Source organism: Streptomyces sp. NPDC048751 (assembly GCF_043198595.1).
GTDB lineage: Bacteria > Actinomycetota > Actinomycetes > Streptomycetales > Streptomycetaceae > Streptomyces.
This window is the reverse complement of record NZ_JBICUX010000019.1, coordinates 19285-35840: the sequence shown is the minus strand read 5'-3', so window position 1 is coordinate 35840 and position 16556 is coordinate 19285. Positions and strand designations below refer to the sequence as shown.

13 protein-coding genes and 1 pseudogene are annotated in these 16556 nt (G+C 68.8%); 8 read left to right on the top strand and 6 right to left on the bottom strand.

Annotated features, from left to right (window positions below; all coding sequences use genetic code 11):
- Window positions 1-234 precede the first annotated feature (234 nt).
- The 4 genes from ACGFNV_RS40325 to ACGFNV_RS40310 form a co-directional block, all read right to left on the bottom strand.
- Entirely contained in the window at window positions 235-978 is a 744-nt protein-coding gene (locus ACGFNV_RS40325) for a class I SAM-dependent methyltransferase (RefSeq protein WP_393629819.1), read from the bottom strand.
- A gap of 76 nt (window positions 979-1054) precedes the next feature.
- Window positions 1055-2197, bottom strand: coding sequence for a hypothetical protein (locus ACGFNV_RS40320; protein WP_393629818.1), 1143 nt, complete (start codon window positions 2195-2197; stop codon window positions 1055-1057).
- On the bottom strand, window positions 2194-4002 hold the full coding sequence (locus ACGFNV_RS40315; protein WP_393629816.1) for an alanine--tRNA ligase: 1809 nt from the start codon (window positions 4000-4002) through the stop codon (window positions 2194-2196). Before ACGFNV_RS40315 ends, ACGFNV_RS40320 begins: the two co-directional genes overlap by 4 nt.
- A gap of 88 nt (window positions 4003-4090) precedes the next feature.
- The gene (locus ACGFNV_RS40310) at window positions 4091-5389 is read right to left on the bottom strand and encodes an alanine--tRNA ligase-related protein (RefSeq protein ID WP_393629814.1); all 1299 of its coding nucleotides are present in this window, start codon (window positions 5387-5389) and stop codon (window positions 4091-4093) included.
- Between the two features lie 244 nt (window positions 5390-5633).
- Between ACGFNV_RS40310 and ACGFNV_RS40305 the strand changes: the two genes are divergently transcribed.
- The 7 genes from ACGFNV_RS40305 to ACGFNV_RS40275 all read left to right on the top strand — a co-directional run bounded on the left by ACGFNV_RS40305 (window position 5634) and on the right by ACGFNV_RS40275 (window position 14612).
- The gene (locus tag ACGFNV_RS40305; RefSeq protein WP_393629813.1) at window positions 5634-6743 is read left to right on the top strand and encodes a radical SAM protein; all 1110 of its coding nucleotides are present in this window, start codon (window positions 5634-5636) and stop codon (window positions 6741-6743) included.
- Window positions 6740-7846, top strand: a complete 1107-nt coding sequence (locus ACGFNV_RS40300; RefSeq protein ID WP_393629812.1) for a Gfo/Idh/MocA family protein — start codon at window positions 6740-6742, stop codon at window positions 7844-7846. Before ACGFNV_RS40305 ends, ACGFNV_RS40300 begins: the two co-directional genes overlap by 4 nt.
- A 19-nt stretch (window positions 7847-7865) precedes the next feature.
- A complete protein-coding gene (locus ACGFNV_RS40295; protein WP_393629810.1) occupies window positions 7866-9455 on the top strand; it encodes a hypothetical protein in 1590 nt (529 codons plus the stop codon).
- Complete coding sequence (locus ACGFNV_RS40290; protein WP_393629808.1) at window positions 9452-10504, top strand: sulfotransferase family protein; 1053 nt, start codon at window positions 9452-9454, stop codon at window positions 10502-10504. The genes ACGFNV_RS40295 and ACGFNV_RS40290 overlap by 4 nt, the downstream gene beginning before the upstream one ends.
- Window positions 10505-10608: 104 nt before the next feature.
- Complete coding sequence (locus tag ACGFNV_RS40285; protein WP_393629806.1) at window positions 10609-11733, top strand: radical SAM protein; 1125 nt, start codon at window positions 10609-10611, stop codon at window positions 11731-11733.
- Window positions 11734-11806: 73 nt separating this feature from the next.
- A complete protein-coding gene (locus ACGFNV_RS40280) occupies window positions 11807-13114 on the top strand; it encodes a DUF455 family protein (RefSeq protein WP_393629804.1) in 1308 nt (435 codons plus the stop codon).
- Window positions 13115-13268: 154 nt separating this feature from the next.
- On the top strand, window positions 13269-14612 hold the full coding sequence (locus ACGFNV_RS40275; protein WP_393629802.1) for a helix-turn-helix domain-containing protein: 1344 nt from the start codon (window positions 13269-13271) through the stop codon (window positions 14610-14612).
- A gap of 121 nt (window positions 14613-14733) precedes the next feature.
- On the opposite strand, the gene ACGFNV_RS40270 is transcribed toward ACGFNV_RS40275, so the two are convergent.
- Window positions 14734-15300 (bottom strand): TetR/AcrR family transcriptional regulator, encoded by a 567-nt coding sequence (locus ACGFNV_RS40270; protein ID WP_393629801.1) that lies wholly within the window; start codon window positions 15298-15300, stop codon window positions 14734-14736.
- Window positions 15301-15398: 98 nt separating this feature from the next.
- Here ACGFNV_RS40270 and ACGFNV_RS40265 point away from each other — a divergent pair, with 98 nt between their 5' ends.
- The gene (locus tag ACGFNV_RS40265) at window positions 15399-16295 is read left to right on the top strand and encodes an alpha/beta fold hydrolase (protein WP_393629799.1); all 897 of its coding nucleotides are present in this window, start codon (window positions 15399-15401) and stop codon (window positions 16293-16295) included.
- A 72-nt stretch (window positions 16296-16367) separates the two neighbouring features.
- Here the strand turns inward: ACGFNV_RS40265 and ACGFNV_RS40260 are convergent.
- A pseudogene (locus ACGFNV_RS40260) lies at window positions 16368-16502 on the bottom strand (sugar ABC transporter substrate-binding protein); the annotation flags it as partial.
- Between the last annotated feature and the right edge of the window lie 54 nt (window positions 16503-16556).

Here is a 16556-nt window from a genome sequence, read left to right as displayed (position 1 = left end):
CGGCTCGGCAAGGAGGCCCGACGTCAGTGAGGATCGGTGACCCGTCGGCACTCTCCTTTGATACATGGGATGGATTAACGGATATGGATGTTGCCTGTGTCTAGCCTTGCGACACAAACTCCTTTCCCCTACCGGTTGGTAGCCCAATCGGCGTCCTGGCAGCCAAGCCATACATTGGATGTGATGGCGCTCATGGCTTGATTCGAATGGGCACTTGAGGCGTCCGGCCGTGTCTCACTCCCGGGTGAGCACCGCCGCGTAGCCTCCCCAGGTCGAGGCGTCGACATCGGTGACGCTCCAGCCGGTGTCGGCCGCGGCGGCCGAGAGCTCCGCCGGGGACATGAACAGCCAGTTGAACTCGTCGCCGGCGACCCCGCGGTACGAGGTGTGCATGCGGACCAGTCCCCGTGGGTCCCCGCGGCGCACGTTCTCCTCCTGATAGGCCAGATCGGCCGGATCGGTCGAAAGCGCGACATCGGTGTTGCTGAGCAGTACCCGTCCTCCCGGCCGTGTGACGCGACGGCATTCGGCGAGCAGTCGGTTCACACCGGCCGGCGTGCCGCCCATGGCGAGCCCGTTGGAGAACAGCAGGACGGAGTCGAACGTCTCGGGACCGAACTCGAGCCGCAGGGCGTCCATGACCCGGACGTTTCGTCCGCCGCGTTCCTGACAGACCCGCACGGCCAGCGGGGACACATCGATTCCCACGACGTCCAGGCCCGCCTGCTGCAAGGGGAGCAGGTGTTTGCCCGCGCCGCAGCCGATGTCGAGGACCCTGCCGGATGTCTTGTCGAAGGCCCGCAGTTCGTAGTCCCGGAAATCCACCGGGTCCTCGAAACGTCGCTCGATCGGATCCTCGGAGACCTTTCCGTCACTGCGCACGTAGCAGAACGGCGGCTGGTAGCGGCCTCGCAGGTAGTCGAACATGGCGGTGGCGTGCGGATCCACCGGGTGGGTGTCGGGCCGGCTCACTGTCATGGCCACCTCTTTTTCGTCTGGGGTGGGTGGGGAAGGGATCGCCGGGGCGCGGACGGGCGGCGTCAGTGGGGCCCTGTCACGTCGCGGGCGTCCCCGGAGTGGTGACGACCGGGCCGACGTACACGCCCCCGCCGTCCGCGCTGAAGGGGAGTTCCGGCAGTCCACGGGAGGCCATGGCCGCCCGCACGTCCTGCTGGCGTCCGCGAGCCGAGCTGAGGAGGAGGAACCCGCCGCCGCCGGCGCCGAGTACCTTTCCCCCGTCGGCGCCGCTGTCACGGGCCAGTGCGTAGAGGTTCTTGACGCTGTCGTCCGCCGTGCCGGACGACAGTTTGGTCTTCAGCGCCCAGTGGGCGTCCAGGATCGGGCCGATCTCGTCGATCCGGCCGTACCGGAGCGCCTCCACGGCGGGTGCCACCAGGTCCTTGATGCCGTGGAGGCTCCGCAGGACGACGGGGTCGGCGTTCCGCGCGCCGCGGGCCTGCGCGGCGAGGGCGTGTCCGGCGTCTCGCGCCGCGCCGAGGCGGAACAGCATGAGCCGTTCCTCGATGTACCGGGCGACCGCCGGGTGGGGGCGCAGCCGCTCCACCTCGACCGAGCGGTCCCGGCCGATGTGCAGCAGACACGCGCCCCCGAACGCCGCGAGGTAGTGGTCCTGTTTCCCGACGGGGCGCCGCAGATCCACCATCTCGACGGCGCTCGCCTGCTCGGCGATGTCCGCCCGCACGAGCGCTTCGGGGTACCGCAGTGCCGCGGTCAGGGCGACGGTGAACGCGCCGGAGCCGCCCAGACCCGATCCGGCCGGCGCGTCGCTGTAGCAGCCGATCTGGAGGTCGCGCGGGCTGCCCGCCCGGACCAGACAGGCCCGGGCGTACGGGTTGCGCACCTCGGACACGTGCGCCACCTGGTCCAGCTCTTCGAAGGCGGCCCGCACCCCGCCCCCGAAGAGCCCCGGGTACCGGATCACGCACACGCGCCGGTCCATCGCCGTTCCCACCACCGAGCCGCCGAACCGGTCGGCGTAGCTGGGCAGGTCGGTGCCGCCGCCTGCCAGGGAGATACGCAGCGGCGCACTGGCCACCACGGCCTGGCCGTGCCGAATGCCGGGGGGCGGACCCGTCGTCCCGCTCTCGCCCGGCGCCCGGGTCGCACCGGACACCCGTGAGGCGGTCGCCTCACGGCTGCCGTGACCACCGACGTGCCGTACGGCGGTTCCGGTCATGTGAGAACCGCGCGGATACGACGCACACCGGCGCCGGACGACTGTTCCTTGACGATCCGGAAGTGACCGAGTTCCCCGGTGTTGCGGACGTGCGGTCCGCCGCAGAACTCCAGCGACCGCTCACCGATGCGGTACACCGACACCGTGCCGTCGTACTTCTCGTCGAACACGCCGATGGCACCCTCGGCCCGGGCCTCGGCCTGCGGCATCACGGAGTGGGTCACCTGGATCCGTTCGTCGATCCAGCTCTGCACGAGGCCCTCCACCTCGCGGATCTCCTCGGGCTTCATCGCCGCGGGGTGGGAGAAGTCGAAGCGCAGCCTGTCCTTGGTGATGTTGGAGCCCTTCTGCAACGCGTGGGGGCCGAGCACCTGGCGCAGGGCCGCGTGCAGGAGATGGGTCGCGGTGTGATAGCGCGTGCTCTGCTCACTGTCGTCGGCCAGGCCGCTCTTGGCCGCCTGCGAACGCGAGCGCTCCTGGTGCAGCGCGAACTGCCGCCGGTACTCGTCGGTGTCGACGCCGACACCGGACTCCGCGGCGATCTCGACGGTGAACTCCACCGGGAACCCGAACGTGTCGTACAGCTGGAAGGCCACCTCGCCGGGCAGGGTGGTGCCGCCGGACTGCCGCAGCTCCTCCAGGGCATGGGAGAGCCTGGCGGTGCCCCGCTCGATGGTCTGCTCGAAGCGCTCCTGCTCCTTGGCCAGCTCGGTGAGGATCCTCGTGCGGTTCTCCACGAGTTCCGGGTACGCCCCGCCGTACATCTCGACGACGACGTCGGCGGTCGCCACCCAGTCGGACGCCTTGACGCCCAGGTGCTGGGTGTAGCGGACGGCGCGGCGGATGAGGCGCCGCAGTACGTACCCCGCCCCCTGGTTGCCCGGTGAGACCAGGCCGCGGTCCCCGAGGATGAACACGGAGGTGCGCAGGTGGTCGCTGAGGATACGCAGCGCGCGGGTCAGCTTCGCGTCCGAGCGGACCTCCTCCGGTGCGAAGGCGCCCTTGGCGACGATCGCGTCGATGATCGGCGCGAAGCACGGGGTCTCGTACACCGTGGCGGCGCCGTTGAGCACGGCGATCGTGCGCTCGAGTCCCATGCCGGTGTCGACGTTGCGCTTGGGCAGGGGCTGGATGGCGCCGTCGCGTCGGTCGAACGTCATGAAGACGTTGTTCCAGATCTCGAAGAAGCGGGCGTTGCCGCAGAGCCCGGGCAGACAGGTGGCGGCGTCCTCGTCGGGACACGGGGTGCCGGTGAGATCGACGAAGATCTCCGTGTCCGGCCCGCACGGTCCCTCGGGGCCGGCGGCCCACCAGTTGTGCTCCTCGGACAGGAAGACGATGCGCTCCTCGGCGACCCCCAGGGAACGCCACAGCGCGGCCGACTCCTCATCTCTGGGAACGGTGTCGTTGCCCTCGAAGACGGTCACCCACAGCCGGTCCGGCTCGATGGCCAGGCAGTCCTCACGGACGAGGAACTCGTGGCTCCACCGGATGGAGTCCTCCTTGAAGTAGTCGCCCAGCGACCAGTTGCCCAGCATCTCGAAGAAGGTGAGGTGGGTGGGGTCGCCCACTTCTTCGATGTCGTTCGTCCGGACGCATTTCTGGTAGTCCACCAGGCGCGTTCCGGCGGGGTGCTCGGCGCCCAGGAAGTAGGGGACGAGCGGGTGCATCCCGGCCGTCGTGAACAGCACGCTCGGGTCGCGGTCCGGGACGAGTGACGCGCTGGGGATCACCGCGTGCCCGCGCTCCGCGAAGAAGTCGAGGTAGCTGGTGCGCAGTTGGTCGGGAGAGTCGATGTGCTTCATGGTCGGAACCTCGGAGGGAGTGATGGAGTTCAGCAAGGTGGGCAGCAACCCGCCCGTCGAACGGCATGATTGATGGTTTGTCAGGCCCTCAGGGGGCTGGCCTGCGGGGCACGAACCGGTCGCGGGACGCATACTGCTCCGCGGTGATGTGACCGGCCATTCCGGAAGCATCCAGTTCAGTTCCGTCGCGCGAAGCCCAGGCGCACACGAGCTCGACCGGGATGCCCCGCTCGGACTTCAGCCGGAACAGCGACTCGGCGGAGATGGCGGAACCGTCACGGGTGAGATTCTCGTACTCCCGTCGGCCGGCCGTCACCAGCGCCCCGAAACTCTCGGCTTCCGCCCGTACGAGGTCCAGCGCGGAGTCGACCAGTCCGGGGAATCCGCGCCAACGACGGTATGCCGCCGCGGCCATGGCGACGGGGCCGACGAGTCGATGCGGAGAACTGCCCAGCAACTCCAGGCCGAGGAAGGCACGGCGCAGCAGTCGACGCAGCACGTGGCCCTGGCGCTTGGGACCGGGAGAGACCCCCGCGCCGACGATCAGTGCCACGGTCCGGACATGGTCCGCGACCTGGCGCAGCAGCCCCTGCGCCGTCGCCGCGTCATGGCTGCGGTCACCCTCACAGACCGCGACCACCTGCGCGTACAGCGACCGCAGAGTGGGCAGTTGGTAGATGTCCGACAGCCCCAGCACCGCCGCGGCCAGGCGGTCCGCACCTCCGGCGGAGTCGACGAGGGGGTCCTGCGCGGAAGCCGCCGGCCCGGGTCCCTCCTGGCTCAAGTCGAGGAATTCGCAGTTCCAGAAGTGAAACCACCGGCCGCACGAACAGGTCGACGAGCAACCGGGCCCGCAGGGGACGCCGTTGTCGGCCAGCACCAGGAGGTTCGGCCCGAACGGGCCGCCGGCCAAGGGAGCTGCGAAGCGGCGGGCGGCCGAGCCGATCCGCTGCGCCGGAAATCCCATGCGGGTCAGCGCGTCCACGGACGCCGTGTCGCGGAGGCGGCCGGACTCGTCCGTGCTGGCGATGAACGCCAGCCGGTCCGACGCGAGGCCCACGGCCTGGAAGGCCCCGAAGAGCCCCTCGAAGTACCGCTCGCGCTCGACCGGCCCCCTCGACACATGACTGACCATGGCGAAGGAGGTGAAGACGCCGGGCCGGGCCGGCGTCTCCGTCCGGTTGGTGCGGACACACCACTGGAGTCCCACGCGGCCCTCCCATCCGGACCGGTCGGACAGCGCCCAGTCGCGCCACAGCTGTATCCCCGCGGACACGAAGAGCGTGGACTCGTCCGCGGGCGCCACGACACTCCGCGGCTCGACCCTGCGGTGACCGAAGCGCCGCCCGAGCTGGTCGACCAGCTCGTCCGCCAATTGGTGCTCCACACTCATCCTTCTTGCCCGCCCCCACCCTTGACTGACCTGTCAAAAAGCATACGCATATTATTGACTAGCGGCAACGACTGACCCTGGCCAACGCCCGAGGGGCGACGCATAATGCGCCCCTGACCTGCCGAAACACTCCACTCGCCTGCGACTAGGGTTGCCATGGCGACCGGCAGAGCGAGAGTCAATAACTAGTCAATATCTCATTGACAGCGTGTCACTGCTCTCTGTATGGTCCGACCCCATGAGCAATGCAGTGGAGCCGGAGGCGCGGCGAGCGCTCCTGGACACCTCGGACAACTTCTCCACCATGAAGTTGCTGGCCCACCCTGAGGTTCTGGTTGCCGCTCGGCAGCCGGAACCCATGCGGCCGATCAATCTGGAAATCAACCCGATCAACATCTGCAACCAGAGCTGCACGTGGTGTACGTACGGCTACCTCCACGAGCGCAAGGAGGTGCTGGACAAGGAGCGCATACTCGAACTGCTGGAGGATGCCAGGCACATCGGCGTCCAGTCGGTCACCTGGACCGGCGGTGGCGAGCCGACCGTGCACAAGGACCTCGACGAGGTCGTCGAGCGGGCGGCCGAGTTGGGCTTCCGGCAGGGCATCAACAGCAACGGCGTCAAACTGGGCCCCCGGCTGCGCCGGACACTCGTACAGCACTTCTCCTACATACGTTTCAGCGTGGACGCCGGCACCTCGGACGTCTACGCGCGCACCCACCGGGTGAACAAGGCGATCTACAAGGTGGTCCTGCGCAACATCGCCACCCTCGCGGCGGAGCGTGACGCCGCGGGCTCCGGCCTCGTCATGGGTTTCTCCTACCTGGTCGACGAGTCCAACGTCCACGACCTCGCAGAGGGGGCGCGCCAGGCCAAGTCGGCAGGTGTCGACTACTTCCAGGTCAAGCCCATCGTTCACTACGAACGGTCGAACGAGCAGTTCGAGCAGGAGTCGTCGCTGTGGACGGTCCTCGAGGAGCAGATGGCGCAGGTCAACCAACTGCGCGACGAGCGCTTCGACATCCGCTACCTCGACCACAAGTTCGACGACGTCACCCGGCAGGAGGACTACGGCCGCACCTACGACGTATGCCGGGGCAATGAACTCCTCGCCACGGTCGGGGCGGACGGATCGGTCGACGTGTGCTGCGCCTTCAAGGGCGAGAGCAACTGGTCGTTCGGCAACATCAACGAACGCCGGTTCACCGAGATCTGGGAGGGCGAGCAGCGTCGCTCGGTGCTCGCGATGATCGACGTCAAGCGGTGCCCGCCGCTGTGCAAGGGCCACGAGCTCAACAAGATCATCCACTTCGTCAACAACTTCGACGCCCACCGGGAGTTCCCGTGACCGGCGCCTCGACCGTCGCCCGCCCGGCAGCGCCGGCCACCGGCCAGGGGATCGGCATCATCGGGGTCGGCGGAGTGGCCCGCTATGCCCACCTGCCGGCGTACCGCCGCCTGGGACTGAACGTGACGGCGGTCTGTGACGTCGACGAGGCCGTGGCGGCCGACGTCGCCGCGGAGTTCGACATCCCGCACTGCTTCCGCGACGCCGCCGAGCTCGTGGCGCACCCGGACGTGGCGGTGGTCGACATCGCCACGCCGCCGGCCAGCCATCTGGAGCTGATGACGGCCGTCGCGGAGGCCGGCAAACCCATGCTGGTGCAGAAGCCCCTGTGCACCACGCCGGCCGAGCTCGCCGGCATCAGGCGGCTGCGGGACCGCGGCGCCCGGGTCCGGCTCAACATGACCGGCCGTCAGGTGTCGGCCTGGCGCAAGGTCCACGACCTCCTTCGCTCGGGGGCGATCGGGCGGCCGTACCTGTGCACCGTCCGCAACCGGGACTGGTGGGACCGTGAACCCGGGCGCTGGGACCACACGATCGAGAACTACATCGTGTTCGAGATGGCGATCCACCATCTCGACCTGTGCGCCTACTGGTTCGGTCCGGCGGTCAAGGTCACCGGGCGGGCCGGCGCACACCCGGGCCAGCTGCTGAAACAGGCGAACTGGATCAGCGCGACCCTGGAGTACCCGGACGCCGTCGTGGTGCAGCTGCTGGAGGACTGGACCATGCCGGAATTCTCCTTCGGCAACGGTCACCCCTTCGAAGAGGTCGTCATCTCCGGCTCCTCCGGCGTCATCCGGGCGAGCAGCGAACGGGTGGAGCTGGCGGGCCTCGGTGGCAACACCGTCCGCGTCTGGCACCTCCCCCGCCCCGGCCAGACCCTCCCGGGCGAGCAACTGGGGGTCAGCTGGTTCCCCGACAGTTTCGGCCACGCCATGCGGGACTACCTCGGCGATCTGGGCGCCGGCCGGGGTGCGGAGGAGGACTGGGACCACCTGATCCGGCTCACGGACGAGACCTTCGCCGTATCGACGTCGCTTTCCTCGGACCAGTGGGTCCCCTGCCGAAACGAGCACACCGCGCCCGGAACCGAGGACGTGTGATGAGGAGGCAGCGCAATCCATGAGCCCCTTCGATTTCGTCACCTATCTGGTGGGCCTTCCCACCGCCGGATACTTCGCCTACGCCACCGCCCGGGCGTTCCTGGGCGAGGCGCGCACGGTCAGGGAGCTGCGCCGTGCGGCGCACGAAGGGCAGCGCGAGCGCGCCGCGTCCGGGAACTCCCGCACCGGCGCACAGCCCTCGCCGCAGCCCGAGTTCGTGATCCTCATGCCCATGCTGCGCGAGGACCGGGTCGTCAGAGAGGCCTGTGAGCACCTGCTGCGCGCCGTGAAGGACGGCGTCGCCCTGCAAGTCGTCGTCGCCACCACACAGCGGGAGGACCAGGAACGGCGGGAGGCCCTCGCCGATCTCCGGGCGGCGGCTTCGGGCCGCGTTCCGCGCGACCTGGACCGCGCGCTGGTCCGGGCTCTGGTGCCGACGGCTCACGCGCCGTTCCGGCACGCGCTGGAGGCGGGGCGACAGGGCGAGGCCGTGCGGCTCCTCGATGAGTCGCAGCGGCCCACCACCGCCGAGGCGGCCACCGACGTCATCGCGGAACTCAACGCGTCGCTGGGCCGCGAGGTGTTCCACCACGCCACCGCGCCGGCCGACGCCACGGGCAAGGTGGGCCAGCTCAACGCCGCGTTGCGCTGGTGGTCGGCCGGACATGGCGGGCAGCGCGAGGCTCCGGTCTACGTCGGTGTCTACGACGCGGACTCCAAGCCGGACCCGGCGGCGTTCCAGACCATGGCCCAGGTCATTCGCGCCGAGACCAGCACGGGCCGTCCGCTGCCCGAGATCTTCCAGCAGGTCTCCTGCTACTGCCGTGGCATGGGCGCCATGCGCGGAATGCGTGCCGCGCTGAGGCTGTCGGACGCGATCGCCCAGACCCGTTGGGCGCTCGGCTTCGAGTACGACCTCTTCCGCAGGTACACACGGCAGGCCGTCAGGGGAAGGCTGCGGCCGCTCGCCTACTGCATCGGACACGGCTGCTTCGTGTCCCTCGACTTCCTCGAGAGGATCGACGGTTTCCCCACCCTGAGTCCCAACGACGACCTGGCTCTCGGCTACCAGGCGTCCCTGCTGGGCGCTCAGGTGCGTCCTGTCCCCGCTCTCGACTACTGCGATGTGGCGCCCGACTCACTGTCCTCCGTCCGGCAGTCCCGGTTCTGGTTCCACGGGTCGGCCCGGTTCGCCGCCGATCTGCGTGCCTTCCGAGCCGACCTGGGTGTGCGCCCGGGCCGCCTCCAGTGGTGGTACCTGCTGGCCGTCGGCCACGGCCGCAACATCGCCTGGGCCTGGCGGGCAGCCGCCTGGGTGGCGGCCACGGCACTGGCGGTGGCCGACGGCCGGTGGGCGCTGTCCGCGGTGCTGGTCGGCCTCCACCTCGCCTACGTCCAGGGCGGGTTCCTCCAGACCTGGCGCCATCTGCACACGCTGCCCGGTGCCGCTGACCTGTCCGGTGTCAGGGAGTTCCCCGCGCGTCTGCTGCTGACCTCCCTCGTCGCGGCCTCGGCCGCCTTCGTCATCCGCAGCCTCGGCCCGCTGACCGGCAGCCTCGAACTGCTCTTCCGCCGGCGCACGGCCACGAGCTGGAAGGTCGAACGATGACCGCGGCGGCGACCGCGCCGTCCTCCGTGCTGCGCAACGCCCCGGTCCTCATCGCCGGATACCCCCGCAGCGGCACCACGCTGCTCTACCGCATGCTCGCCCGGTACCCGGAGTTCGGAGCCGCCGAGCGAGCGATGACCATGGGGGACTCCGCGCACGAGACCGCGCTGAGCTTCTTCATGAGCCCTCTGCTGGACTTCGACAGGATTCACCGGCAGGGCTGGCCCCACTGGGACGAGGCGCTGGGCGGCAAGGCAGGCGTCGACGCGTACCTCGCCCGCCGGGGCCGTCCGAGCCTGCCGAGGGAATGGCTGGAGCGTGTGCTGGGCTCCTACGTCTTCCACGACAGGGTCTTCGAACGGTTCACCAGCGACGTGGACAGCGTCGCGGTACGCGGCTGGTCCCGCGCCGACCGCCGGCTGCCCTTACGACGGGCCGCCATGCGGATCAGCGGGCGGACGCAGGTGGTCCGCGACTTCCTGGAACTCGCGGCGCGGGCCAGTGGCTCGGAACGGGTCCTGGACAAGTTCCCCTTCCACTACTACCGGTTCGCGGAACTGTCCGCGGCGCTCCCCGAAGCGCGCTTCGTCTTCATCCACCGGTCGCCCGTCGACGTGTTCGCCTCCATGGTCCACCGCGCTCGCACGGAACTGAAGGGTCGGCCACCCATGGGAAGCGTGGCCTGGCTGGTCATGTCGAGCGCCGCCTTCGTCCGCGACTGGTGCGACAGCGCACGCGCCGCCCACGCCTTCGCCGCCTGCGCGCCGGAACAACTGCTCATCGTCGACTACGACCGGCTCACCTCCACCACTGAGCGGGCTGACCAGGTGAAGCGGCTGGCCCGCTACCTGGAACTGCCTCCGGAGGTGATGCTGGCCGACACCGACGGGACACCGAGGCGCGACCCCTCCAAGCGCTTCCCCCTGGCGTCCGCGACCCCCACCCCCAACTCACGACCGTTCGTCGACGACCTGTCGGCGGACGACATCGCCACGGTGGAGGAAGGCTGCCGGACACAGGCGGAACTGCTGCGTGAGGCCTCCGGGTAGGACCGCTCCCGCCACCGGCGCACCGGGCCCGGCGTCAGAACCCGTACGTGGCCCGTCCGCTGTGTTTCCGATCGCCACTCCCACCGGCCCGACAGGAGAACGTAATGCCGGCTGACCAGAAGATCACCATGGGCAAGGGCGTGCTCGTCATGACCTATGCCTGCAACCTGAAATGCTCGTTCTGCTACGCGGGGGCGGAGGTCTTCGGCAGTCCGAAGACCATGCGCTCGGCCGAGGCGTACAAGGGCATCGACTTCATGGAGAGCATCGGTATCAGCACCTTCACCCTGCTCGGCGGTGAACCGACCATCCACCGCGATCTGCTGGATGTGGTGGCCTACGCGCATGCGAAGAACATGGGGGCCTGGGTCGTCACCAACGGCGTCAAGGTGTCCGATCCCGCATTCGGGCAGTCCATGATCGACGCCGGGCTCAAAGGCGGCTGCATCAGCCTGCACGGTCACACCCCGGAGGAGCACGACAAAGCGACCCGGATACCAGGCAGCTACGACAAGGCCATGACGGCCGTGCGGCACGCGGTGGAGCGCGGCTGGCCGCTGTATCCCATGCTCACGGTGATGGATTCCAATCTGCCCAACGTGCTGCGGGTGGTGGAGAACCTGGTCGCCCTCGGGTGCCGGACCATCTACGTCAACTACGGCGTCCCGAACGTCGTCCAGCAGCTCGACACCGGCGTCGCGTCCGGGCCCGAGGCACTGGCCCGGCTGACCGAACAACTCTTCCGTCTGCAGCCGGAACTCGGTGTCCGGTTCATCTTCAATCGGGAGAAGAACAAGATCCCGCTGTGCAGTTTCGACCATGCCACGCTCAAGGACATGTTCGCCGACCAGGTGATCGGCACCGGTTGCGAGGCGGCCCAGGGAAATACCGTGGTCATCGAGCCAGGTGGCAAGGTCCTCGGCTGCTCCCACTGGGTGGACCACCCTCTCATCAACATCTACAAGGACCGGGAGAACCTGGAACTGCTCACACCCGAGGAATTCTGGGAGATGTGGCATTCGGGCCGCCCCAAGGAGTACCGGGACGAACTTCGCTTCTATCCGTTCGAGCAGTGTGTCGACTGCGGTTGGCGCAAGGACGGCCAGTGCTACGGCGGATGCAAGATCTGGCAACAGGCGGACGTGCTGCCCAAGACGTACGCGTTCGACGGCGACGAGGTCGTCCCGTACCGGCGCCGGCTGCTGCCGCTCGATGTCGTGCGCGGCTGACGCCCCGCATCCCCTCCCCCGCGCCAGTCCCCCGCTGACGGGTGGCGACGACACCTTTGGAAAGGCAGACCCTGTGATCGACACGGCCGCGTCCGAGATGCCGCTGGTGAACGAGAACCAGTACCTCACGGAAGGGCTCCGCTTCGCGTGCATACGCCTGATGGAGATCGCCTCCGCCGTCCTGGTCCGTACGACAAGTACGGAGGCGAAGGTGGCGCTCTCGCAGGACATTTGGGGACTGGCCCAGTGCGCGGACACCCTCGGGCAGCGCCTTCCCGGGCTGCGGTCGAAGAAGGAGGCCGCACGGCCTCTCAACGCGGCTTTCGTACGGCTGTGCAACGACATGGTGGCCATCGAGGACCCCACCCGTCAGCTCGATCAGCTGACTCGCGTGGCCTACGCCGATCTGCGGGCGGCCACCGCCGCCGTCCTGGTCCGGGTCGATCCCCTGGTCGACGAGGCCGGCCACCAGAGCCTGACCTGGGTACTGGACCGGCTGGGCACGCTGCACCGTCCGGTCGGCGGCGACGAGGAGGGCGGCCCCTCGCCGCTGTTCGAGAGCTGCGCCGGGCGACGGGCCGAACTTGCCTCCCCGGTCACGGTGGAGAGCCTGCCCGCTCTCGAGGACATCCCGGTCCGCCCCGGCCGCGACCCGCGGCTACGCGAACACCGCCCGGGTGTCGACCCGGCCGGCGTGGGCGAGTTGTCCTCCTCGATCGACATCACGGACCCCTTGCACGATGTCGCCTTCAAGATCGAGCTGTGTGCCGCGGAAATCTGCGCCGCCCTCCTGGCGCTGCACCCCGAGGCCCCCTGGGGCCTGCGGTACGACCTCGCCCGCCAAGTGCGCGACGAGGGACGGCACTTCGAACTGCTGATCACCCGGATGCGGGAACTCGGTGGCACGGTCGGCTCGCACCCCGTTCGTTTCCAGATCTGGGACAAGTTCCGTCTGGGCAGAACCCTTCCCGAGCGTCTCCTGATCGAACAGCGGCTCGGTGAGGGGGTCGGACTCGACGGCGGTCTGCGGGTCTACCGCTGGCTCCGGCAGATCGGGGACACCCGGACGGCCACGATCTTCGACTACATCAACGCCGACGAGGTCACGCACGTCGGCAACGCCAACCACTGGCTCGAGGAACTTCTCGGAGGTACGGACGAGGTACGCGCGCTCGACGCCCGAGTACGCGATCTGCTGGCCGAACATGACATGCCGGTGCGTCATGTGATCCCCATCAACGCAGAGGACCGCACCCTGTCGGGCTTCTCGGCCGAAGAGATCGCGGAGCTTCAGGAGGAATGGGCTCGGGAGCGCGCCGCCTCCGGTCGGGCCCCTGCCGAGTCTCCGGCACCAAAGACATCTTCACTGGAGCGTGATTGAAATGTTACTGACGTTGTCAGTATAGTGACTGGACCATGTGTGCCTCCTTCAGTCAAAAGGCTCGTGTCGTCCGTATCTCGACAATCTCGCAGATCAGGTCGTCGCTCACAGACGGACTGGCACACGCGCAATACTTGTCAAGTGAGGAGTCACAATGACCGCGAACGAAGGTCTTGGCTCACGCATTCGGCGGCTCCGTAGAACAGCGGGCCTCTCCCAAGAGGCACTGGCGAAGCCCAATTTGTCCCCCAGTTACATCTCACTTCTGGAAGCCGGCAAGCGCGTCCCCTCCGAAGAGGTGCTGGCGCAGCTCGCCGAGCGGCTGAACTGCGATCCCGCCTATCTCATCGGCATGATCACCACACCGGACTCGGTGGACCTGGAGATCGAGCTGAACTACGCACAGCTCGCCCTGCGCAACGGCGACTCGCGAACGGCGTTGGAGACCTTCACCGCCCTGCAGTCGAAGCTCCCGGCGGGCGGAAAGGCCGACCTGCGTTTCTCGGTGGAGCTCGGCATCGCCCAATGCCTCGAGCACCACGGGGAGTTGGAGGAGGCCGTTCGCCGCTTCGAGTTGCTGCTGCACCAGTCGGCGGAACAGGGGCGCGGGCTCCTGGACCGGCTCGGTGTCGTGATGCTGCTGTGCCGGTGCTACCGCGAACTGGGCGATCTCTCACACGCCATCGATGTCGCCGAGTCGGCGCTGTCCGAGGCGGATGCCGCGGACCTGCCGCCCACGGTCGCGCAGCTGGAACTGCTGTCCACGCTGATCGGCGTCTACTCCGAGCGCGGTGACCTGCACCGGGCGAACTTCCTGGCGGGCGAGGCGATCAGCCGCGCCGAGGTCATGTCCGACCGCAGGGCCCTCGGCGGCGCCTACTGGAACGCGAGCGTCGTCCTGCACCGGCGTGGCAGGTCGACCGAGGCACTGGAGTTGATCAAGAAGGCTGTCGCCATCTACGCCGAGGGCGACGACGAGCGCGCCCTGGCCCGGGTGCGCAACGCCCAGGCCACGGTGCTGCTGCAGTCGGAGAGTCCCGACGCCGAAGTGGCCAAGACACTCCTCGAACAGAGCGCCGCCACCCTGCGGACGCTGGGCAGCAGTCTCGACGTGGCGTACGTCGAAACGGCGCTCGCGCGTGCCGAGGTCATGCTCGGACAGCCCGAGAACGCCGTCCGGCACGCCGAGATCGCCCTCGGTCTACTGGGGCCCGAGCATCGGCTGGAAAGCGCGCGCGTCCATCTCGTACTCGCTGCGGCCTACCTGATCCAGGAGGACCACGAGGCGGTCCACGCCGCCTACGAGCGCAGCGCTCTCCTGCTCGAAGCCTCCGAGGCCGGGCGGCAAGCCGCCTTCGCCTGGTCGGAGTTGGGCGAGATTCTGGAGAAGAGCGGGGAGAGCGAACGAGCCGTGTGGGCCTACAAGCAGGGTATGCGGTTGATGGGACACCGCGGATCCCTCCTCACCGACGCCCCCCGCCAGGCCCGTCGGGGCTGACACCTTCGCTGTCGCACTCGCCGAAGAGGCCGGGCTGACCATCGCCAGCCTCCGGCTTGCCCACCGATCCCATGGTCCAGGCGGGCCCAGAGGTCTTCGACCTGCACCGGAGATGCGGCTCTCAGCCCTGCAGCCCCTTCAGCATCACCCCCAGGTAGCGGCGCCCGGACTGCAGACGCGTCTGCTGGTCAGCGGCATGGACGTTGGCGGCAAAGGCGATCCCGCACATGAGCGGCAGCACGTCGTCCCAGGTGACCGAGCCGCGCACGGCGCCGACCCCCCGGGCGCGATCGAGCAACTGGCCGGCGAGCGAGTCCAGAGCGGCGCTGAGTTCCTCGGTGCGCGGCAGGACGCGATCCGGCGCGGCGCGCACGATGGTGATCGAGGGGTCGGTCAGCTGCGCCTCCAAGGTGACGTCGAGGAAGCCGGTCAGAGCCTGCCAGGGATCCTCCTCGGTCAGCGCCCGTTCCGCGTGCGCGACCAACGCCTCCAGGCCCGGGCCGGCCACGGCCTCCATCAGAGCCTCGGGCGTCGGGAAGTGCCGGTAGACGGTGGCCACCCCCGTCTTGGCGAGGCGGGCGACGTCGTTGAGCTGCAGCGGGGTGCCGTCGTCGACGAGCTTTCGGGCCACGTCGACGATGCGCTGCCGGTTGCGGGCCGCGTCCTTGCGTATCGGTGCACTCGTCATGCGCACAGCTTAAACGGATGAGTCATCCGATTGTGCTACCGTGAAACGGATACATCATCCACTTCTGTGGTTGCCCAGCGCCACAAGGAGGAATCCCCGTGCCGTTCACCGTCACCGACGTGCCGGACCTGCCCACCGGGTTCACCGACACGTTCACCAGCCACACCGTCGAGACCGGCGACCTGACCCTGCACGCCGTGGTCGGCGGCGACGGGCCGCCGCTGCTGCTCCTGCCCGGCTGGCCCCAGTTCTGGTACAGCTGGCGTCTGATCATGCCGACCCTGGCCGAGCGCTTCACCGTCGTCGCCCCCGATCTGCGCGGCATGGGTGCCAGCGACAAGCCCGCCACCGGCTACGACGCCGCCACACTCGCCGACGACATGGCCCGCCTGATGACCGCCCTGGGGCACGACCGCTTCGCCGTCGTCGGCTACGACCTGGGCATGCTGGTCGGCTACGCCCTGGCCGCGAGCCACCGTGACCGTGTCACGCGCCTTGTCGGCGCCGAGTCGATCCTTCCGGGCCTCTCGCCCTCCCCGCCGCTGATGTCGGACCCGGCCACCAACGAACTCCTGTGGCACTTCGCCTTCAACCGGCTGCAGGACATCAACGAGCGCATGGTCGCGGGCCGTGAGGAGATCTACTTCGGCCACACCTTCACGTCGAAGACCGCCTCCCCCGGCGCCATCCCGCAGCAGGCCATCGATGTCTACGTCGACCAGCTGCGCGACCCGGCCGCGCTGCGCGCCAGCTTCGAGTACTACCGGACCCTCGAGACATCCGCCGAGCACGCCCTGCGCTGGCGCGACGAGGGACCGCTGTCCATCCCGGTCCTGGCGGTGGGCGGTCAGTACAGCACCGGCACCATGCCGGAGGAGACCATGCGCCTGGTGGCCACGGACGTCACCGGACTGGTCATCCCCGGAGCCGGTCACTTCCTGCCCGAAGAGGCACCGGAGGAACTCAGCACGGCAGTGCTGGACTTCCTGCGCTGACCCGGCGAACCCGCCCCACCCGACACCGGCTTCGTCGGCGCCGGCAGCATCGGCTACGCCACGGGCCGCGGATCAGTTGGAGATGTTGTTGCCCCACAGGGTGTCGTCGTCCACGTTCGTCTTGGTCACCAGTGGCGCGGGCAGCTGGTCTTCCAGCCCGTTGGGCAGCTGGACGATGGTGGAGCCGTGGTCGGTGGGCCCGGGCTCTGCAGCGACTCGACGTTCCCGGCTGCGGAGGTGCATGGGGATCGCACCTCCGCA

Bases quoted from the DNA above. Each gene is read 5' to 3' on its own strand.
- ACGFNV_RS40325 (WP_393629819.1), bottom strand. From the start codon at position 978: ATGACAGTGAGCCGGCCCGACACCCACCCGGTGGATCCGCACGCCACC.
- ACGFNV_RS40320 (WP_393629818.1), bottom strand. From the start codon at position 2,197: ATGACCGGAACCGCCGTACGGCACGTCGGTGGTCACGGCAGCCGTGAG.
- ACGFNV_RS40315 (WP_393629816.1), bottom strand. From the start codon at position 4,002: ATGAAGCACATCGACTCTCCCGACCAACTGCGCACCAGCTACCTCGAC.
- ACGFNV_RS40305 (WP_393629813.1), top strand. From the start codon at position 5,634: ATGAGCAATGCAGTGGAGCCGGAGGCGCGGCGAGCGCTCCTGGACACC.
- ACGFNV_RS40295 (WP_393629810.1), top strand. From the start codon at position 7,866: ATGAGCCCCTTCGATTTCGTCACCTATCTGGTGGGCCTTCCCACCGCC.
- ACGFNV_RS40290 (WP_393629808.1), top strand. From the start codon at position 9,452: ATGACCGCGGCGGCGACCGCGCCGTCCTCCGTGCTGCGCAACGCCCCG.
- ACGFNV_RS40285 (WP_393629806.1), top strand. From the start codon at position 10,609: ATGCCGGCTGACCAGAAGATCACCATGGGCAAGGGCGTGCTCGTCATG.
- ACGFNV_RS40275 (WP_393629802.1), top strand. From the start codon at position 13,269: ATGACCGCGAACGAAGGTCTTGGCTCACGCATTCGGCGGCTCCGTAGA.
- ACGFNV_RS40270 (WP_393629801.1), bottom strand. From the start codon at position 15,300: ATGACGAGTGCACCGATACGCAAGGACGCGGCCCGCAACCGGCAGCGC.